The sequence below is a fragment of the Janthinobacterium sp. LPB2021202312-11-4 genome (genome assembly GCF_037049705.1).
Classification (GTDB): domain Bacteria; phylum Pseudomonadota; class Gammaproteobacteria; order Pseudomonadales; family Pseudomonadaceae; genus Aquipseudomonas.
The window spans coordinates 1-22284 of sequence record NZ_JBAGKV010000012.1 but is presented as its reverse complement, the minus strand read 5'-3'; the positions used below and the strand labels follow the sequence as shown (position 1 = coordinate 22284).

Genomic DNA, 22284 nt, shown 5'->3' with positions numbered 1-22284 from the left:
GTGAAGCGTTCAAGTCGGCGCGCGGGGCGGATAGATCCGCGTCGGCAGCCAGAAAATCAGCAGGATCAGCGCCATCGCGACGCCGGCCATGCACAGATAAAGATCCGAAGCGGTCAGCACCACCGCTTGTTCATGCAGCCGATGGGCAAGGCCTGCGCTGTCGCTGTCGGCCAGGGGCGAGTTGCCGAGGCTGTCCACCAACATGCTCGAGTGAAAATGCAACCGTGAGGTGGTCAGCGTATCCAGTACGCCGGTGGCGATGACGGCGGCCAGGCCTTTGACGGTGTTGAACCAGGCCGAGGCGAACGGCCCCTCCATCGGTGTGATGCTGCCGGTGGAGAGCATCAGCAGCGGCAACACGGCCATGGGCTGACCGAAGATTTGTAGCAGTTGCAAAAGATAGAAATCGTCGCGAATCCACGCCGAGGTCAGCTGCGACCCACCGATGCAGGACAACGCCAGCATGCTCAGGCCAATCCCCAACACCCAGCGGCAATCGACCCGGCGCAGGTTGCACAGCGCCGCCACCAACGGCAGCGCGATCAATTGCGGCAGGGCCGCGAGCAGCATGATCGGCGCGGTCTGAATCGGCCGATACCCCTGGACCTGCGCCAGGTAACTCGACGGAATGATCACCACCGCCAGCAGCACCACCAACACCCCGGCCAGCGTCATCAAGGCAAACGACAGGTCGCGGATACCGAGCATTTGCAACTTGAAAAACGGAATCGGCTGCGACCATTCATTGATCAAAAACAGCACCAGCAACAGCAAGCCGCCGCCGAGCAAGAAACTGATCAGGCTTGATTCGAACCAGTCCAGCCGATTGCCCTGCAGGAGGCCGATCACCAGCATGCAGATCGCCGGGAAACCCAGCAGTAATCCACGCCAGTTGAATTGCTTGAGGCGCTCCAGACGCACGGGGTCCTGAGGCAAACCGTAGGCGACCGCCGCCATGGCGATCAGACACGGCACGATGATTTGCCAAAACGTCCATTGCCAACCGACGTACTCGGTCCACAGCCCGGCCAGCGGCGTGCCGAGGCCCGGGCCGAAAGTTGCGGTCAGGGCATAACCGGCCAGGCCGTAGAGCTTGACGTTGGCGGGCAAAAATCGCAGCGCCACAGTCATCAACATCGGCGGCAACGCCCCGCCCGCCAGGCCTTGCACGATGCGCATCAGCAACAGGCTTTCGTAATTCGGGGCAAACGGGCACAGCACGCCGAGCACGGTGAAGACGCCGATGGCGTAAAGGGTGAAACGCCGCAACGAAAACGTCACCGAGCACCACGGCGCGAACGCCATCGCCGCCACCGAGGTCGCGGTGTAACTGGCGACCAGCCAGGTGCCTTCGTCGTAACCGATGGCCAGCGCGCCGCGAATATCGGCCAACGCGACTTTAGTCACCATCTCGTTCAGGCCGGACACCAGCACCGCCAGCAACACGCCCACCAGGCCGATGATGATTCGCGGGCCGAAAACCGGCGGCGTGACGGCGGTTGGGCTGGCCGAGGCGAGAAGGGCCGGGGCCGTGAGGGAGGTCATGTGGTGCAAGCTCCGGAAGGGAATACCGGAGCATTTTATGGAGCGCGGGGCGTTACGAAAATTGACTTATTGACAGCTTATAAGTGCGCCAGGCGCAGCAATCAAAATACAAAATCAAAAGATCGCAGCCTTCGGCAGCTCCTACAGAGTTTTGTGTCCACCTGTAGGAGCTGCCGAAGGCTGCGATCTTTTGATCTTCAAACCGGTTGCGCCGCCAACCAGGTTTCATCGCAGCAGGCTTTGAGGGTTTCACGCATCCAGCGGTGGGCCGGGTCGTTGTCGTAGCGAGGATGCCAGGCCTGAGTCAGCATCAGTGTCGGCAAAGGAATCGGCAGGGTAAACGAGCGCAGCTTCAGGCCCAGACGCCGTACGCTCAGCAGCGCTTCTTTCGGCACCGGCAGCAGCAGATCGGAATCGGGCAGGGCAAACATCGCCGCATGAAAACTCGGCGCAATCACCGCCACCCGCCGCTCCAGCCCCAAGGCATTGAGCGCAGTGTCGATCGGCCCGCGAGCAATCCCGCGCCGAGACATGCTGATATGGGCAAACCCGGCGTAGCGCTCGGCGGTGATTTCCTCGTCGAACAGCGGATGATCTTTGCGCGCAAGGCCGACGAAGTGGGTGGAAAACAGGTTCTGGACCTTCACTTCCGGCATCACCGGGCGATTGTTGCTGATGTTCAGGTCGATCCGCCCTTCGCGCAGCGCCTCATCGTCGCCGTCGCCCTCCGGGACAAAGCGCAGCTCGCAATGCGGGGCTTGGCGCTCCAGGGTGTCGAACAGCTTGCCGCCGTAGACGCCGACGAAAAAGTCATTGGCGCGAATGCTGAAGCGACGGCGCAAGGTGCCCAATTCCACCTCATCGGCCGAACGGAACAGCAGCGCGGCCTGCTCCACCACGTCCCGCACCTGTTCGCGCAGCGCTAATGCCTTGGGGGTTGGCACCAGTCCTCGACCGGCGCGCACCAGGATCGGGTCGCCAATGGCTTCGCGAATGCGGGTCAGGGTCCGGCTCATGGCCGCCGGGCTGAGGTTCATCCGCCGCGCGGCGCCCACTACACTGCCCTCGTCGAGCAAGGCGTCGAGGGCGACCAACAGGTTCATGTCCGGGAGCTGCATGGGAAGCACTCATGGTTGATCAGGATTGACTCAGACGCAATGCTAGCAGCGAACCCGCCCCGTAGGAGCAAAGCTTGCTCGCGAAGAACGATAACTCCGTCTGCCTGAGACACCGCGGCGTCCCCATCGCGAGCAAGCTTTGCTCCTACGGGGTGTGGCGTTTTAGCGCTGCATGCCCCAGCGCTTCACCGTCACTCGCTCCAGGGTGTCGAACACCAGGTTCTCCACCAGCAACCCGATCAAAATCACCACCGCCAACCCGGCAAACACCTTGTCGGTGTACAGCTCATTACGGTTCTGAAAAATGTACCAACCCAACCCGCCCTTGCCGCTGGTGGCGCCGAACACCAGTTCCGCCGCGATCAGCGTGCGCCAGGCGAAGGCCCAGCCGATTTTCAATCCGGCCAGAATCGACGGCAACGCCGCCGGGATCAGGATAAACAACACGAAACGCATGCCCTTGAGGCCATAGTTACGCCCGGCCATGCGCAGGGTTTCCGAGACACCGAGAAACCCGGCGTACGTGTTAAGCGCCAAGGCCCAGAGCACCGAATGCACCAGCACGAAAATCAGGCTGTTCTGCCCCAGGCCAAACCACAGCAGCGCCAGCGGCAATAACGCGATCGCCGGCAGCGGGTTGAACATCGAGGTCAGCGTGCTCAGCAGATCACGCCCGAACTGCGTCGAGACCGCCAGGGTGGTCAGGGCAAACGCCAGGACGATGCCGATCAGGTAACCCTTGAGCAACACGACCAGGGAAATCCACACCTTGCTCAGCAATTCGCCGCTGAGCAAACCGTCGTACAGCGCGCTGCTGGTTTGCAGAAAACTTGGCAGCAGCAGGTCGTTGTTCTGGAGGCGGGCAACCACTTCCCAGAGCACCGCAAGCAAAATCAGGATCAGGCTTTTACGAATCCAGCCCTGTTGCCACAAGCGCTGACCGAGGGGTAATTCCCGCTCCAGCGGTACGCTGGTCAGGGGCTGTAAAACGGTTTCGAACTCTTGACGCGCAGATGATAACTGGCTCATCGGGCAACCCTCTCAATGGCTCAATAAGCGATGCGAATGTCGGAAAAATCCAGCTCGCGTTCGCTTTCCGGGGACTGACCTTCATCGAACAACAACCGATGAATCCGCCGCGCCGATTCCTGGAACGCTACGCCACCGAGGCTATGCAAGTCGTATTGATGGCTGTGGACTTCCGCCCGCACCCGCCCCGGATGGGGCGACAGCAGCAGGATGCGATTGCCCACCACCAGCGCCTCTTCGATGGAGTGCGTGACAAACAGCAGCGTGAAGCGCACCTCTTCCCAGAGCAGCAGCAACTCTTCCTGCATCTTGCGCCGGGTCAGGGCGTCGAGGGCGGCGAAGGGTTCGTCCATCAGCAGGATTTTCGGCTGCATGGCCAAGGCCCGGGCAATCGCCACCCGCGCCTTCATACCGCCGGACAAGATGTGCGGGTAGGCATCGGCAAACGCCGCCAGCCCGACCTTGTCCAGATAGTGCAGCGCCCGCTCCTCGGCTTCTTTACGCTTGAGGGTTTTCGACGCCAGCAGCGGGAACATCACGTTCTGTTTGACGGTTTTCCACGGCGGCAGTTGATCGAATTCCTGGAACACCACGATCCGGTCCGGGCCCGGCGCGTGCACGGTCTGGCCCTGAAGGCGAATCTCGCCCTCACACGGCTGGATAAACCCGGCCACCGCTTTGAGCAACGTCGATTTGCCGCACCCGGAGGGACCGAGCAACACAAAACGGTCCGCCGGATCGATCTCGAAACTGACTTGATGGGTGGCTCGAACCACCCGTTGCGGTGTGCGGTATTCGAGGCTGACGTTGTCGACCGACAGCAACGCCTGGGCTGCCGAGGTCGGGTTGCTGGCCGTGTGGCCTTGCAAAGGGGCGTTCATGTCGATCAGCTCCCTTGCAGCGGTTTGGCGTCCTGGAAGAAGTAGTCCTTCCACGAATCCGGTTTGTTTTTGATCGCGCCGACGCGGTAGAGAAATTCGGCCAACGGGTAAGTGTTTTTCGGCGTGACGCTGAATTCGAACTGCGGGTTATCGATGATTTTCAGCAGCGCCGCGCGGTCGATTTTCGCTTTGGTCACGCGGATGTAAGTGTCGGCCGCCGCGCCCTTGTCGTTTTGGGCGAACTCGGCGGCTTCGGTCAGGGCTTCAACGAAGGCCTTGTAGGTTTTCGGGTTCTCGTCGCGGAATTTCTCGGTGGCAAACAGCACTGTTGGCGAGTTCGGGCCGAGCAGGTCGTAGGTGTTCAGCACCACGTGCACGTTGGGGTTTTCCAACGCCTGATCCTGGAACGGCGGGTTGGAGAAGTGCCCGGACAACTCGGTGCCGCCCGCGATCAACGCAGCGGTGGCATCGGGATGCGGAACGGCGACGGTGTACTTGTCGAGGCGATTGAATTCCTTGTCGCCCCACTGCTTGGCCGCCGCGTATTGCAAGAACCGCGACTGCACCGAAACCCCGACCGCCGGCACCGCGATGCGGTCCTTTTCGGTGAAATCGGCGATGGTTTTGACGTTCGGATTGTTGCTCAGCAGGTAGTACGGAAAGTTACCCAGGGAGGCCACGGCTTTGACGTTTTGCTTGCCATGGGTGCGGTCCCAAATGGTCAGCAGCGGGCCGACCCCGGCACCGGCAATGTCGATGGAACCGGAAAGCAACGCATCGTTGACCGCCGCACCGCCCGAGAGCTGGGTCCAGTCAACCTTGATGTCGATGCCTTCCTGCTTGCCGTACTTCTCGATCAGGTTCTGATCGCGCACCACGTTAAGCAACAGATAAACAATGCCGAACTGCTCGGCGATGCGGATTTCACCTTCGGCGTGGGCCACGGTGGGCGCCACCAGGCTGCCGGCGATCAGGCTGAAACCCAGGCCAACGGCGCAAATGGAAGACGTTTGGACATGATGGATCTCCGGCAAATCAGAAAGGCGCGTCGCCCTGGATGGTGGTGCGATACAGCTTGCGGCGCAGGTAGCTTGGGCAACCGGCGGCAAGGTGAATCAGCGAGCGGTTGTCCCAGAACACCAGGTCATGGGGCTGCCACTGATGGCGGTAGATGTTCTGCGGCAACACGCTGTGGGCGTAGAGCTCGTCGAGCAGTTGTTTGCTCTCGTCCTCCGGCAAACCGACGATGCGTGTGGTGAAGCCTTCGCTGACGAACAACGCCTTGCGACCGTTTTCCGGGTGAGTGCGCACGATCGGGTGCACGACTTCCGCCACCTGAGCCAGTTGCTCGGGGGTCAGGGTCGGGCGCCAGTTGCCTTCGAATTTGGTTTCGCTGTAGCGCGCCGTGTAGGAATGCGCGGCCGAGCGCCCTTCAACGGCTTTACGCAGCGCGTCGGGCAAACCGTCCCAGGCTTTGTGCATGTCGGCGAACAGGGTGTCACCGCCCTCGGACGGCAGTTCCTGGGCGTGCAGCATCGAGCCCAGGCTTGGCAATTCTTTGTAGGAGAGGTCGGAGTGCCAGAATTTGCCGGCGTCACCGAGGCCCACGGACACGCCGTTGTCGATGATATTGGAAACAATGAGGATTTCCGGGTGGCCGGCCAGCAGGAATTGCTTGAGCACATGAATCTGCAACACGCCGAAACGGCGGCTGAAGTCGATTTGCTGCTCGGGGGTAATGCGCTGGTCGCGGAACACCACCACGTGATGATCCAGGTGGGCGCGGTGAATACGCGCGAAGTCCTGGTCATTGACCGGTCGGGACAGGTCCAAGCCAATGATTTCGGCACCGACGGCGCCGCTGAACGGGCGGATATCAAAAATTTGCGGTGCGATGCTTTGAGAAGTCGAAACGGCTGACATTTAAATCACTCCCACGCACGGCACGCTCAAGGGCGCGCGCGTCGATCAGAAACTCACGGAGGTCCCGTGTTGGTTCGTGTCGTGCGGCGCGCCGATTGGTCGGCAGGTACGCAGGGAAGTGACTTTATAGGTATAAGAATCGAAATTTAAATACCGTTAGCGAATAACGATATGGCTTTCAATGCGTTCAGCCGAACGCGTAGCGTTTTTCCAGCCAATGACCCAGATCCTCCGCCGCCAAGGGCCTGGAAATCAGGAATCCCTGAGCGATCCGGTAACCCTGATCGAGCAGAATGCGCTGTTGCTCCAGGGTCTCGATCCCCTCGGCCACCACCCTTAAATGCAGGCTTTCGCCGATGCGAATGACCGCCTCGCTCAATGCCTGGCTGGTGGCGTCGTTTTCCAGGTCATGCACAAAGCTGCGATCGAGCTTGAGCTCCTGGATCGGCATCCGCCGCAAATAACTCAGGCTGGAATAGCCCGTGCCGAAATCATCCATCGCCAGGCTGACCCCAAGTGCGTGAACCTCTTCAATCGTGGTCAAGGTGTCGGGGTTGGTGTCCATCAGCACACTTTCGGTAATCTCCAGCGTCAGGTCTTTTGCCTGCAAACCATGCTGTTCAAGGGTCCTGGCGATGATGCTGGACAGGTTGCGATTATGGAAATTGGTCGGCGACATGTTCACCGAGACGGTCGGAACCCGCAGCCCTTGTCGCCGCCAGCTCGCCAGTTGACCGCAGGCCTCACGCAACGCCCATAAACCGAACTCACCGATCAAGCCGCACTCTTCCGCCAGCGGAATAAAACACGTGGGCGAGACTTCGCCCAATTGCGGATGCGTCCACCGCGCCAGGGCCTCAATGCCATACAGCACGGATTCGCCAAGGTCGATCTGCGGCTGATAAACCAAATGCAGGGCTTCGCCATCAATGGCTTCACGCAATGCCGCTTCCAGGCGTAAACGCCCTTGCGCCAATTGGTCCAGACCGTCACTGAAGAAACAGACCCGCCCACGACCACTGGTTTTGGCCTGATACATCGCCATATCGGCACGGTGCAACAACACTTCCATCGTCCGACCGTCATCCGGGAACAGGCTGACGCCGATACTCACCGACGGCTTGAGCGTCACGCCCGAGATCTGGCACGGAGCGCTCAAATGCCCTCGCAACTGTTCAATCAAATCGGTGGCATGCGCCAACGTGCACTGCGGCAGGACCAGAACGAACTCATCGCCCGATAGCCGGCTGACGATATCGCTTTCCCGACGACGTTCGGACAATCGATTGGCAATGATGCGCAAGAACTCATCCCCGGCTGGATGGCCGAGGGAGTCGTTGACCTGTTTGAACCGATCCAGATCGATAAACACCACCGCCAGGCTCGATTGATGGCGAGAGGCTTGGGCGATGGCCTGTTCCGCCCGGGCATGCAGCAAATTGCGATTGGCCAACCCGGTCAGGTCGTCATAGAACGCCAATTGGCGAATGTGCAGGCGCGACTCCTCCCGCTCCAGTGCCAAAGCGCACAAATGAATGCACGCATTGACCAGCAAATGGTGCAGCGGACTCGGCTCGCGGCATTCACGGTAATAAAACGCAAACGTCCCCAGCACTCGCCCGTCGCTGGATTTTATCGGCGTTGACCAACAGGCCTTCATACCGATCGGCAATGCCAGATCACGAAATCCATCCCAGAACGGGTGAGTGGCGATGTCACTGACCATGACTGATTCGCCACGGAACGCCGCCGCCCCGCAGGAGCCGGACTCGGGACCGATTGGCGTGCCATCCAGCGCCCGGGAATAAGACGACGGCAGGCCGGGGGCCGCCAAGGTGTGCAGCAACCCTTTGCCATCGACCTGCAACACCGTGGCAATCACGTCCGGTGCGATGCGCTGCACTTCCACACACGCCAGGTTCATCAGGGTTTGCAGTGACTCTTCGCGAACCATCGCCTCCAGCATCTTGTGTCGCAGCACTTCATGCATGCGTGTGTGGGTCACGTCGACCATCACACTCACGGTGTTGGTCAGATTGCCGTGGGCGTCGTGGACCGGGTAGGTGGTGACGTTGCACCAGACACGCTGGCCACCACGGTCATAACCGAATTCCTGCCCGTGGTAGGCCTCACTCTTGGCGAGCTGACGGTGGATCGCGGCGATGCGCGAACGCTCGAAGTACGGCGCCAACACGTCGATCGGGGTTTTGTTGACGACCTCTTGCGCGCTGTATCCGAACATCTGGGTGAAGCCGTCGTTGACGTAAATAATCGCCCAGGACGCGTCAGTGATAATGATCGCGTTCTCGGTGGTGTCGACCACCAACGACAACAGATACAGCCGACGCTGTTCTTCATGTTGCCGGGTGATGTCTTTGATAAACGCGGCGTAGAGGATCTGCCCTTCGGCGTCGATCCTGGAAATGGACATCGACCCCCATCGCCGACTGCCGTCCTTGCACTCGATCAACACATCGCGACTGGTCCCGACGATTTTATTGATGCCGGTGCTGCGGTTCGCTTCGATATAACTGTCGTGCAGGGGGCGAATCAGTTTCGGCACCGGTTTTTCGACATTGCGCCCCAAGACCTCGGCACTGCCGTATCCCCAGAGCTTTTCCGAGGCTTCATTAAACAGAATGACCCGGTTTTGACTGTCGATGACCACAACGCTGTCAACGCTTTGCTCCAGGGTCTGGATGAAGACTTGCGAAAGATCCTTACGGTTCGGCATGGCGCTGATCTACTGATGGGAAAACGGTGAGGGACTGGGTTCCTTCCCAAATACCGGACGCTCGGCGAGGCAAACCCAGCCGGCATCCGGATGCGGTCGAGTCAATCGTAATGAAGGTCAGAAACGGAGTCGGAATAACCCGCCGAATAATTTGAAGCGTGCAGAAGGGCTCTGCGGAGACAATTGAAAAATCTGCATGCGGGCATGTCTCTTTATCAGGAGAAATATTGGTTTTATACCGATATCAATATGCCGCTACTGGGCCTCTGCCTGCTTGATTCAAATCAATGGAAACGTTGAAGACTGATAGGTGTTTTGACTAGTGGTGTACTTGAGGCCGCCTTCGCGGGCAAGCCTCGCTCCTACAGGTTTTGTGGCGTTCACACATCGGCGAACAACAGCAATCCCTTGTAGGAGCGAGGCTTGCCCGCGAAGAGGCCACCAGCCCAGGCCGAAGACTACCGCTCGTGCAGCGCCTCGGCCCGCGCCCGGATAATCGGCTTGAGCAAGTAGCTGAGAATGGTCTTCTTGCCGGTGATGATGTCCACCGACGCCACCATCCCCGGGATGATCAGCAACGGCTTTTCATCGGTGCCGAGGTGGCTGCGATCGGTACGCAGCTTGATGATGTAGTAGGTGGTTTTCTTGTCTTCATCGGTGATGGTGTCGGCGCCGATCTGCTCAAGCTTGGCTTTGAGGCCACCATAAATGGTGTAGTCGTACGCGGTGAATTTCACCGTTGCCTCTTGGCCCGGGTGCAGGAAGGCGATGTCTTGCGGGCGGACTTTGGCTTCCACCAGCAAGGTGTCGTCCAGCGGCACGATTTCCACCAGGTCAACGCCCGGCTGAATCACGCCACCGATGGTGTTCACCAGCAACTTGTTGACGATGCCCCGCACCGGCGAGGTGACGAGCGTGCGGCTGACCCGGTCTTCCAGCGCCTTGCCGGTGGCCTGGGCCTTGTTCAGGTCGGTGCGGGCTTCGTTGAGTTGGGTCAGGGCTTCGCTGCGGAATTTACCCCGGGTCTCATCGATCTTGCGCTGCACTTCCTTGATCGCCGATTCGGCGCGGGGGATCGCCAGGGTGGTCGCGTCCAGTTGCCCACGGGTTTCCACTTCGGCGCGTTTGAGTCGCAGCACTTCAACCGGCGACACCGCGCCCTGGGCCACCAGCGGCTCGGACATGTTGATTTCCTGGCGTTGCAACGCCAGGCCACTGCGGTACTGCGCCTGCTTGGAGGTGAACTCGCGCAGCTCTTGCTGACGCTGGATCAACTGCTCCTGCAAACCGCCGATCTCGTCGTGCAACTGCTGACGACGGCTGGTGTACAGCGACTCTTCGCTGCGGGCCTGATTCGGCACAGCCTTGAGCACATCGGCGGGAAAATTCAGCGGACGGTCATCGACCTCGGCACTCAAGCGCTCGACGCGCAGCAGCATCGACAGACGATCAGCCTCGGTTTCGCCGACGTTGGAAGCAAACCGGGTGTCGTCCAGACGAATCAGCGGCGCGCCGGCCTCGACGATCTGCCCTTCCTTGACGTACAGCTCGGAGACGATACCGCCCTCAAGGTTCTGGATTTTCTGGATCTTGGACGATGGGATCGCCTTACCGTCGCCCTTGGTCACTTCGTCGATGACGGCGAAGTTGGCCCACAGCATCAGGAACACGAAGAAGCCGATGATCGCCCAAATGGTCAGCCGCACCACACGCGGTGCATCTTCGATCAGCGCTTTGTTCACTTCCGGCAACGGCTGGCCTTTCAGCGAGGCGGAGCCTTTGAAGTAGCGGCGGATAGAGTCCTTGAAACCCGACTTAAGCAACACTGATCTGCCCCTTCTTCAACGCTTCCATCACAACGGCTTTCGGGCCATCGGCAAGAATTTGTCCACGGTCGATCACCAGCAGGCGATCCACCAGCGACAGCAACGACGCACGGTGCGTCACCAGCACCACGGTTTTATCTTCAATCACCGCTGCCAGGCGTTGCTTGAGGCGTTCTTCGCCGGTGTTGTCCATGGCGCTGGTCGGTTCGTCGAGCAGCAGGATCGGCGGGTTGAGCAGCAGCGCACGGGCCAGGGCCACGTTCTGGCGCTGGCCACCGGACAGGTTCTGCCCACGCTCGCCGACTTGCAGTTCATAACCTTGCGGGTGCAGACGGGCGAACTCGTGCACGCCGGCCAGTTCGGCCGCCTGCAGAACAAGCTCGTCTTCGACATAACGCGCACCGGACACCAGGTTGTCGCGCAGGGTCCCGGCGAGCAATTGAATGTCCTGGGGCACGTAGCCGATGTTGTGGCGCAATTCGCTGACGTCTATCTGGCGGATATCAACGCCATCCACCAGCAAGGCACCGTCGTCCGGCTGATACAGACCCACCAGCAGTTTGGCCAGGGAGCTTTTGCCCGAGCCGCTGCGACCGATGATGCCGATTTTTTCGCCGGGCTTGATGATCAGGTTGATGTTCTTCAGCGCGGCGTTTTGCTGATTCGGGTAGGTGAAGTTCAGCTGACGGCATTCAATGGCGCCTTGCAGCACCTTGCGGCTCAGTGGACGCTCTTCGAAATTGCGCTCCTGGGGCAGCTCCATCATCTGATCGACCGAGGTCATGGTCACCCGCGCTTGCTGGTAACGGGTCAGCAGGCCGGACAGTGAGGCCAACGGGCTGAGGGCACGGCCACTGAGCATGTAGCAGGCAATCAGGCCGCCCATGCTCAGGTGACCGTCGATGATCTGGTACACGCCGAAGACGATCATGATCACCCCGGCCAGTTGCTGGATCAGCAGGGTGATGTTCATCGCCAGGCCGGAGAGCATTTTCACTCGCAGCTCGAGGCGGCTGAGGGTGCCGATGGTCTGTTCCCACTGGTATTGGCGTTCGCTTTCGGCGTTGTTGACCTTCACCGCATCGAGGCCGGCAAGGGTTTCGATCAGGCTCGACTGGCGCTCGGCGCCGAGGGCCATGGTCCGCTCCATGGTCGCGACCAACGGCTTCTGCAAGGCGTAGCCAATCAGCAGGGCAATCGGGAACGCCATCACTGGAATCCACACCAGGTGCCCGCCGAGAATGGCGATGACCAGGAAGATCAGCAGGGTAAACGGCAAATCGATCAGGCTGGTGAGGGTCAGCGACGCGAGGAAGTCCCGCAGGCTCTGAAACTCGTGGATGTTCTGGGCGAAGCTGCCGACCCGGGCCGGGCGGTACTTCATGGCCATGCCGACGATGCGCTCGAACAGCGTCGCCGAGATGATCAGGTCGGTTTTCTTGCCGGCCAGGTCCAGGCAGAGGCTGCGCAGGCTCTTGAGGATCAGGTCGAACAGGTAGGCGCCAGTGATGCCGATCGCCAGCACCCACAGGGTCGATTCCGCCTGGTTCGGCACGACGCGGTCGTAGACGTTCATCACGAACAACGGCGCGGCCATGGCGATGATGTTGATCAGGAAACTGGCGGCGATGGCGTCGGCGTACAGCCAGCGCGAACGCTTGAGGGTGTCGCGGAACCACGAACGCGCACGCGGAATGAGCGTGCCGTGATTCACATCGAATTTATGCTGGGGTTGAGCGAAGAAGACTTTGCCGATGTAGTCGTCGGCCAGCAGTTCACGGCTGACAACGCTTTCGCCGCCATCGGTTTCGCTGAGCAGCACACGGGCCTGGTCTTCACCTTGCCAGCCCACCAGGACCGCACTGCGACCGTCCTTGAGCAGCAACAGCGCCGGCATCGCAATCGCCGGAATATCTTCCAGCTTGCGTTGCAGCACCCGGCCCTGCAGACCGGCGCGAGCGGCGGCGCGGGGCAGCAACTCGACGCTCAGCCGCTGCTTGGGCAGCGGCAGGCCGGTGGTCAGCATTGCCGCGCTGGCCGGTTTCTGGTGCAGCGTGCACAGGGCTAGCAGACCATCCAGTAACGGATCGTCGTGCAGCGCGCGCGGATCATGAATGAGATGAACTCGACTGACTTCTGATTCCACGCTCGGCACTCTTGGCTAACAATTGAACGATAAAGGTCCTGCTCAGTTCATACCGGGCAGTTGGACCTTTGGCTTCACGTCGTTTTGCACAACGGATGCCAACGGTGCGACCACTCCCTGGCTCTTGAGCAACTCGCCCATGGTCGCCTTGATTCGGTATTGAGTAAATAACTGAGTGTTTTTAATGTCCGCCAAACGACGGGACGCCGTGAACAGTTCGTTTTCACTGTCGAGCAAGTCGAGCAGGGTCCGCTGACCGAGGCTGAACTGCTTTTGATAAGCCGTGCGCACTGCGGTGCTGTGATCGACATATTGCTGGGCGATCGGCACTTGGGCGTTGGCGTTATTGAGGGCGTTCCAGGCCAGGCCCAGCTCTTCGTTCAATACGCGCAGGGCGTTGTTGCGGATATCCAGCGCCTGAGTGGACAGGTAGGACTTGGATTCCAGGTCAGCCTTGTTGCTGCCACCGGCAAACAGGTTGAAACGCATGCGCAGCATGGCTTGCCATTCGTTGCTGTGACCGTTCTGGCCGTCGAGGTCGTTGTCGGCGGTGCGGCCCAGTTCAGCGTCGAAACGTGGGTAAAACGTCGACTTGGCGGCTTCGTACTGCTTTTCGGCGGCGGCGATATCGGATTCAGCCGAACGCAGGACCGGGCTGTTTTCCAGCATCTGCTGACGGGCTTCATTCAGGTTGGCTGGCAACAGTGCCAGGAACGGCGCAGGACGCTCAAGCTGATCAGGCATTTGGCCCACAGCACTGAGGAAGTTGGTTTCGGCGTCGGCCAGGTTGGTTTGTTCGGTGATCAGGTTGTTGCGGGCCTGGGCCATACGCGCTTCGGCCTGATCAAGGTCAGCGCCGCTGCCTACACCGCGCGAGGTGCGCAGTTTGATCTGGTCGAAAATACGTTCGTGGCTTTTCAGGTTTTCGTCGGCCAGGCGCACGAATTCGCGGCGGGTTAGCACGTCGAGATAAACCTGGGCCACGGTCAGCGCGGTGCGCTCCGACGTCCCCAGCAAGGAATAAGCGCGGGAGTTAACGGTGGCTTGTTGACGCCCCACTTCGCTGGACGTCGCAAAACCGTCAAAAACCATTTGCGACAGACGCAAACTTGACTCGCTGCGGTTCAGGGTTTCCCAGTGATTGCTACCGGTATCGGCCCGAGTGGTGACGTTATCGGTGCCTTCACGACCATAACCGCCGAGCAGATCGACCCGTGGCAGGTATCCACCTTTGGCGGCCTTTAACTGATAATCCGCAGCCAATCGACTATTAACGGCGGCCTGGATTTCCGGATGGACATCCAGTGCCTGCTGCATGGCTTCCGGCAAGGATTGTGCTTGGACAAAACTGGCGGCGAGGGCGAAGGGTAAAGCCTTGAACAGGTACGAACGCATGTTGGAAATATCCCAGGACTTCTTGTCTTGAATCACAGCAATTGTGGGTGCTGCGTCGGATGATGGTGACCGGAATGACCGTATGTCGGAAAGTTCAAAACAGGAACTGGATCACACGCTTTAGGACAGGTCGCCGCTTAAATATCAATGTGACATTACTGGGGCGATTGTTTAGGATGGCACCCAGAAGGTCAATAGTTTGGCATAAAGTTAATAGCGAAAGAATATAGCCAAATTATTGACGAATCCTAGCGTCAAGCTTATGCGCTAAATTTCTACAAAGTACGTCCAGACTGCTTTGGCGAGTTCGCCATCAGGTCCATGGAAGTCAACTGAACGTGACACCCGGAGAGTCTTCAATGAGCAGTGTTGTTGCCATCGTCAAAAGCATTGTTGGTCAAGTTTTCGCGGTGTCCCCAGAGGGCGTCCGTCGCGTACTCGTTGAAGGCGACCGGCTGTTTGTCGGCGATCAGGTAGACACCGGTGCCGCTGGCGCCGTCACCCTCGAACTGGCTGATGGCCGGACCCTGGACCTGGGCCGCGACACTCAATGGAGTGGCAGCGCACCGGACTCCAGCACCGACCTGGCAGAAGCCACCGCACAAGCCGCGCCATCGGTTGAAGAACTGCAGCAAGCGATCGCGGCCGGCGCCGACCCGACCAAAGACCTGGAAGCCACCGCCGCAGGCCCGACTGCTGCGGGCACAGGCGGTGCGGCCGGCGGCGGCCACAGCTTCGTCGTATTGGACGCAACCGCTGGCCGGGTAGACCCGACCATTGGTTTCCCGACGGCGGGCATTGGCTCTGCGGCGCTGGCCACACAGAACACCGTCGGCGGCCAGACCACCAACAACGCCAACATCGTGCAGGCATCGACCCTGAGCCTGAGCGCCACGCCGACCATCACCGAAGCCGGTGGCGTGCTGGTTTACACCGCGACCCTGACCCAGGCACCGACCAGCGACCTGACCATCACCCTGTCCAACGGCTCGGTGATCGTGATTCAGGCCGGCCAGACCACCGGCACCGTCAACGTGCCGCTGGCGCCGAACGACACTGTTTATAACGACGCGACCCAAATCGACGTCACCGTCACTGGCACCACCGGCGGCGCCGGTATCGTAATCACCCCACCGACCGCGCCAGCCACGACCCAAGTCACCGACACCATCGACACCACGACCGTCACGCTGACAGCGGGCGGCACCGTGACTGAAGGCGGTCAGATTACTTACACCGCGACCCTGACCAACCCGGCTCAGACGCCGGTAACCGTGACCCTGTCCAACGGTTCGACTATCACCATCGAAGCCGGTAAAACCACTGGCTCGGTGAACGTCGATACCCCGGTCAATGACGTTTATCAGAACGGCAGCACTGTCAGCACCACGATTACCGGCGCAACCGGTGGTAATTTCGAGAACCTGGCGCCGAATCCAGCGCCGGCGGTCACGACTATTACCGATTCGATCGACACCACCACTGTCACGTTGACAGCGGGCTCGACTGTGACCGAAGGCGGCCAAATCACTTACACCGCTACGCTGACCAACCCAGCGCAGACGCCGGTAACCGTGACCCTGTCCAACGGTTCGACCATCACTATTGAAGCCGGGAAAACCACTGGCTCGGTGAACGTCGATACCCCGGTCAATGACGTTTATCAGAACGGCAGCACCGTCAGCACCACGATTACCGGTGCAACCGGTGGCAATTTAGAGAACCTGGCGCCGAATCCGGCTCCGGCGGTCACGACTATTACCGATTCGGTCGACACCACCACTGTCACGCTGACAGCGGGCTCCACCGTTACTGAAGGCGGTCAGATCACCTACACCGCGACCCTGACCAACCCGGCTCAAACGCCGGTAACCGTGACGTTGTCCAACGGTTCGACCATCACCATCGAAGCCGGGAAAACCACTGGCTCGGTGAACGTCGATACCCCGGCCAATGACGTTTATCAGAACGGCAGCACCGTTAGCACTACGATTACCGGTGCAACCGGTGGCAATTTCGAGAACCTGGCGCCGAATCCGGCTCCGGCGGTCACGACTATTACCGATTCGGTCGACACCACCACTGTCACGCTGACAGCCGGCTCCACCGTGACTGAAGGCGGGCAGATTACTTACACCGCGACCCTGACCAACCCAGCGCAGACGCCGGTAACCGTGACGTTGTCCAACGGTTCGACCATCACTATTGAAGCCGGGAAAACCACTGGCTCGGTGAACGTCGATACCCCGGTCAATGACGTTTATCAGAACGGCAGCACCGTCAGCACCACGATTACCGGTGCAACCGGTGGCAATTTCGAGAACCTGGCGCCGAATCCGGCTCCGGCGGTCACGACAATTACTGATTCGGTTGATACCACTACTGTCACGCTGACAGCCGGTTCGACTGTGACCGAAGGCGGTCAGATTACTTACACCGCGACGTTGACCAACCCGGCTCAGACGCCGGTAACCGTGACGTTGTCCAACGGTTCGACTATCACCATCGAAGCCGGGAAAACCACTGGTTCGGTGAACGTCGATACCCCGGTCAATGACGTTTATCAGAACGGCAGCACCGTCAGCACCACGATTACCGGCGCAACCGGTGGTAATTTCGAGAACCTGGCGCCGAATCCTGCGCCAGCGGTCACGACTATTACCGATTCGGTCGACACCACCACTGTCACGTTGACAGCGGGCTCGACTGTGACCGAAGGCGGCCAAATCACTTACACCGCTACTCTGACCAACCCGGCGCAGACGCCGGTAACCGTGACCCTGTCCAACGGTTCGACTATCACCATCGAAGCCGGGAAAACTACTGGCTCGGTGAACGTCGATACCCCGGTCAATGACGTTTATCAAAACGGCAGCACCGTCAGCACCACGATTACCGGCGCAACCGGTGGTAATTTCGAGAACCTGGCGCCGAATCCAACGCCAGCCGTGACCACCATTACCGATTCGATCGACAACACCGGCCTGAGCCTCACCGCTACCGGCACCGTGGTCGAAGGCGGTCAGATCACCTACACCGCGACCCTGACCAACCCGGCCGGCATGCCGATGACCGTGACCTTGAGCAATGGCTCGGTCATTACCATCGAAGCGGGCAAAACCACCGGTACCGTCACCGTCGATACCCCGCCGAACGACGTCTACAACAATGGCAGCACCGTCAGCACCACGATCACTGGCACCAGCGGCGGCAACTTCGAGCAACTGACCCCGAGCGCCGAGCCGGCACTGACCACCATCACCGACTCGAAAGACACCACGGGCCTGAGCCTGTCGGCGTCCCCTGATGTCGCTGAAGGCGGCTCGATTGTTTACACCGCGAACCTGACCAATGCCGCCGGCACTCCGGTGACCGTGACCCTGAGCAACGGCGCCGTGATCACCATCGCTGCCGGCGCCACCAGCGGTTCCGTGACCGTCGCCGCTCCAGCGGATGACGTCTATAAAGACGCCGGTAAAGTCGAAGCCACCATCAAGGACGCCAGCGGCGGCAACTTCGAAAACCTCGTCACTGACCCGGCTGCGGCCGTGACCAACGTCAGCGACACCATCGACACTTCGCTCGTCACACTGACTGCGACCTCGACCGTGGCTGAAGGCGGGACCGTGGTTTACACCGCGTCCGTTACCGCTCCGGTTACCGATTCGCCAGTGGTCGTGACCCTGTCCAACGGCCAGACCATCACCATCCCGGTCGGCGCGAGCAGCGGTTCCGTGAACTTCGTTGCGCCGAACGATGCCTTGGCCGGCGGCGGTTCCCTGAGCGTCAAGATTGATGATGCGAAGGGCGGTAACTACGAGAAGCTGGACATTGACGGTAAACCGGCTGAAACCTCGGTTACTGACACCCAGGACACTACAACCCTCAGCCTGAGCGCGACTGACTCCGTGGCTGAAGGTGGTCAAATTACCTACACCGCGACCCTGACCAACGCGGCCGGCACTCCAGTGACCGTGACCCTGAGCAACGGCGCAGTGATCACCATCGATGCCGGTAAAACCACCGGCACCGTCACCGTCCTGGCCCCGGCGGATGACGTTTACAAAGACGCCGGCAAAGTTGAAGTGACCGTCAAAGATGCCACCGGTGGCAACTTCGAGAACCTGGCCACTAACCCGGCGCCAGCGGTCACCAACGTCTCCGACACCATCGATACCTCGACCGTCACCCTGACCGCGACCACCAGCGTCGCTGAAGGCGGCACGGTTGTTTACACCGCTTCGGTGGGCGCTCCAGTCACCGGTTCGCCAGTGACCGTGACTTTGGCTAATGGCCAGACCATCACCATCGACATCGGCAAGACCAGCGGTACCGTTAACGCCGAGGCACCGAACGATGTGCTCAACGGTCACGCACCGCTGACCAACTCGATCACCGACGTCAGCGGCGGCAACTACGAAAACCTGGTGGCCGACAAGACCCCGGTTTCGACCACTGTCACTGACACGCCAGACACCACTACATTGAGCCTGTCGGCTACCGATTCGGTCGCCGAGGGTGGTTCGATTGTTTACACCGCTTCGCTGACCAACGCGGCCGGCACTCCAGTGACCGTCACCCTGAGCAACGGCGCAGTAATCACCATCGCCGCCGGCGCCACCAGCGGTTCCGTGACCGTCGACGCACCGAAAGACGACGTCTACAAAGACGCCGGTAAAGTTGAAGTGACCGTCAAAGATGCGACTGGTGGCAACTTCGAAGACCTGGCCACTAACCCGGCGCCAGCCGTCACCAATGTCACCGACACCATCGACACCTCGCTCGTCACTCTGACCGCGACCTCGACCGTGGCTGAGGGCGGCACTGTCGTCTACACCGCTTCGGTTACTGCACCAGTGACTGATGCACCAGTGGTTGTGACTCTGTCCAACGGCCAGACCATCACCATCCCGGTCGGCGCGAGCAGTGGCTCCGTGAACTTCGTTGCGCCAAACGATGCGTTGGCGGGCGGCGGTTCCCTGAGCGTCAAGATTGATGATGCGAAGGGCGGCAACTACGAGAAGCTGGACATCAATGGCGATCCAGCCAAAACGACCGTTACTGACACCACCGACACGACTACCCTCAGCCTGAGCGCGACGGAAACTGTGGCTGAAGGTGGTTCGATCGTTTACACCGCTTCGTTGACCAACGCGGCCGGCACTCCGGTGACCGTGACCCTGTCGAACGGCGCAGTAATCACCATAGCCGCCGGTGCCACCAGCGGTTCCGTCACCGTCGATGCGCCGAAAGACGACGTCTATAAAGACGCCGGCAAAGTTGAAGTGACCGTCAAAGATGCCACCGGTGGCAACTTCGAAGACCTGGCGACCAATCCGGCCCCAGCCGTCACCAACGTCACCGACACCATCGACACCTCGCTCGTCACTCTGACCGCGACCTCGACCGTGGCTGAAGGCGGCACTGTCGTCTACACCGCTTCGGTGAGCGCGCCAGTGACCGATGCACCAGTGGTTGTAACCCTGTCCAACGGCCAGACCATCACCATTCCGGTTGGCGCGAGCAGCGGTTCCGTGAACTTCGTTGCGCCGAACGATGCCTTGGCGGGCGGCGGTTCCCTGAGCGTCAAAATCGACGACGCGAAGGGCGGTAACTACGAGAAGCTGGACATCAATGGCGATCCAGCCAAAACGACCGTTACTGACACCACCGACACCACCACGCTGAGCCTGTCGGCTACCGATTCGGTGGCTGAAGGTGGTTCGATTGTTTACACCGCGAACCTGACCAATGCGGCCGGCACCCCAGTCACCGTCACCCTGAGCAACGGCGCAGTAATCACCATCGATGCCGGCAAAACCACCGGCACCGTGACCGTCGATGCACCGAAAGACGACGTCTATAAAGACGCCGGTACCGTTGAAGCGACCATCAAAGGCGCGACCGGTGGCAATTTCGAGAACCTGGTTACCAGTGACACTCCGGCGGTCACCACCGTTAACGACACCATCGACACCAGTACCGTATCGCTGACGGCCACCGCAAACGTCGCCGAAGGCGAAACCGTGGTCTATACCGCGTCCGTTACCGCTCCGGTGACTGGCGCACCAGTGGTTGTGACTCTGTCCAACGGCCAGACCATCACCATTCCGGTCGGCGAAAGCTCCGGCAGCGTAAACTTCATCGCACCGAACAGCCCACTGGCGGGCGGCACGTCCCTGAGCGTGAAGATCGACGGCGCCACCGGCGGCAACTACGAAAAACTGGCGGTTGACGGCAAACCAGCGGATACCGCTGTCAGCGACACACCGGACACCACCACCCTGAGCCTGAGTGCGACGGATACCGTGGCCGAGGGCGGCTCGATCGTCTACACCGCGACCCTGACCAACGCCGCCGGCACTCCGGTGACCGTGACCCTGTCGAACGGCGCGGTGATCACCATCGCTGCCGGCGCCACCAGCGGCACAGTGACCGTCGCGGCCCCGGCCGATGACGTTTACAAAGATGCCGGAAAAGTTGAAGCGACCATCAAGGACGCCAGCGGCGGCAATTTTGAAACCCTGGCGACCAATCCGACCGCTGCCGTGACCAACGTCACCGACACCATCGACACCTCGCTCGTCACCTTGACCGCGACCTCGACTGTGGCTGAAGGCGGGACTGTGGTTTACACCGCGTCCGTCACCGCTCCGGTTACCGATTCGCCAGTGGTCGTGACCCTGTCCAACGGTCAGACCATCACTATTCCGGTCGGTGCGAGCAGTGGCTCCGTGAACTTCGTTGCGCCAAACGATGCGTTGGCCGGCGGCGGTTCCTTGAGCGTCAAGATTGATGATGCGAAGGGCGGTAACTACGAGAAGTTGGACATCAATGGCGACCCGGCCAAAACGACCGTTACTGACACCACCGACACCACCACGCTGAGCCTGTCCGCTACCGATTCGGTCGCTGAAGGCGGTTCGATTGTTTACACCGCTTCGCTGACTAACGCGGCAGGCACTCCAGTGACCGTGACCTTGTCGAACGGCGCCGTGATCACCATCGCCGCCGGCGCTACCAGCGGTTCCGTGACCGTCGATGCACCGAAAGACGACGTCTACAAAGACGCCGGCAAAGTTGAAGTGACCGTCAAAGATGCCACCGGTGGCAACTTCGAGAACCTGGCGACCAACCCGACCCCAGCCGTCACCAACGTCACCGACACCATCGACACCTCGCTCGTCACTCTGACCGCAACATCGACCGTGGCTGAAGGCGGGACCGTGGTTTACACCGCGTCTGTTACCGCTCCGGTTACCGATTCGCCAGTGGTGGTAACCCTGTCCAACGGCCAGACCATCACCATTCCGGTTGGCGCCAGCAGCGGTTCCGTGAACTTCGTTGCGCCGAACGATGCACTGGCTGGCGGCGGTTCTTTGAGCGTCAAAATCGACGACGCCAAGGGCGGCAACTACGAGAAGCTGGACATCAATGGCGACCCGGCCAAAACGACCGTTACTGACACCACCGACACCACGACCCTCAGCCTGAGCGCGACGGAAACTGTGGCTGAAGGTGGTTCGATCGTTTACACCGCTTCGTTGACCAACGCGGCCGGCACTCCGGTGACCGTGACCCTGTCCAACGGCGCCGTGATCACCATCGCCGCCGGCGCTACCAGCGGCTCCGTGACCGTTGATGCACCGAAAGACGACGTCTACAAAGACGCCGGTAAAGTTGAAGT

Annotated in this window: 11 protein-coding genes; 1 reads left to right on the top strand and 10 read right to left on the bottom strand. The window is 60.3% G+C overall.

Annotated features, from left to right (window positions below):
• Nucleotides 1-9: 9 nt before the first annotated feature.
• The 10 genes from V5E99_RS14595 to V5E99_RS14550 form a co-directional block, all read right to left on the bottom strand.
• The gene (locus tag V5E99_RS14595) at nt 10-1545 is read right to left on the bottom strand and encodes an MFS transporter (RefSeq protein WP_499803056.1); all 1536 of its coding nucleotides are present in this window, start codon (nt 1543-1545) and stop codon (nt 10-12) included.
• A 197-nt stretch (nt 1546-1742) separates the two neighbouring features.
• Entirely contained in the window at nt 1743-2663 is a 921-nt protein-coding gene (locus tag V5E99_RS14590; protein ID WP_499803055.1) for a LysR family transcriptional regulator, read from the bottom strand.
• Between the two features lie 162 nt (nt 2664-2825).
• Complete coding sequence (locus tag V5E99_RS14585) at nt 2826-3692, bottom strand: ABC transporter permease (protein WP_499803054.1); 867 nt, start codon at nt 3690-3692, stop codon at nt 2826-2828.
• A gap of 20 nt (nt 3693-3712) precedes the next feature.
• Nucleotides 3713-4573, bottom strand: a complete 861-nt coding sequence (locus V5E99_RS14580; protein ID WP_499803053.1) for an ABC transporter ATP-binding protein — start codon at nt 4571-4573, stop codon at nt 3713-3715.
• A 5-nt stretch (nt 4574-4578) separates the two neighbouring features.
• On the bottom strand, nt 4579-5574 hold the full coding sequence (locus V5E99_RS14575; protein ID WP_499803192.1) for an ABC transporter substrate-binding protein: 996 nt from the start codon (nt 5572-5574) through the stop codon (nt 4579-4581).
• Nucleotides 5575-5608: 34 nt separating this feature from the next.
• Nucleotides 5609-6496 (bottom strand): TauD/TfdA dioxygenase family protein, encoded by an 888-nt coding sequence (locus tag V5E99_RS14570; protein ID WP_499803052.1) that lies wholly within the window; start codon nt 6494-6496, stop codon nt 5609-5611.
• A 187-nt stretch (nt 6497-6683) separates the two neighbouring features.
• The gene (locus tag V5E99_RS14565; protein ID WP_499803051.1) at nt 6684-9230 is read right to left on the bottom strand and encodes an EAL domain-containing protein; all 2547 of its coding nucleotides are present in this window, start codon (nt 9228-9230) and stop codon (nt 6684-6686) included.
• Nucleotides 9231-9688: 458 nt separating this feature from the next.
• Nucleotides 9689-11056 carry an HlyD family type I secretion periplasmic adaptor subunit gene (locus tag V5E99_RS14560; protein WP_499803050.1) on the bottom strand — a complete coding sequence of 456 codons (1368 nt, stop codon included), beginning with the start codon at nt 11054-11056 and terminating at the stop codon, nt 9689-9691.
• Nucleotides 11046-13202, bottom strand: coding sequence for a type I secretion system permease/ATPase (locus V5E99_RS14555; protein WP_499803049.1), 2157 nt, complete (start codon nt 13200-13202; stop codon nt 11046-11048). The genes V5E99_RS14560 and V5E99_RS14555 overlap by 11 nt, the downstream gene beginning before the upstream one ends.
• A 42-nt stretch (nt 13203-13244) precedes the next feature.
• Nucleotides 13245-14597, bottom strand: coding sequence for a TolC family outer membrane protein (locus tag V5E99_RS14550; protein WP_499803048.1), 1353 nt, complete (start codon nt 14595-14597; stop codon nt 13245-13247).
• A 359-nt stretch (nt 14598-14956) separates the two neighbouring features.
• On the opposite strand from V5E99_RS14550, the gene V5E99_RS14545 reads away from it, so the two are divergent.
• The coding region (locus V5E99_RS14545; protein WP_499803047.1) for a retention module-containing protein at nt 14957-22284 on the top strand (7328 nt) is incomplete at its 3' end.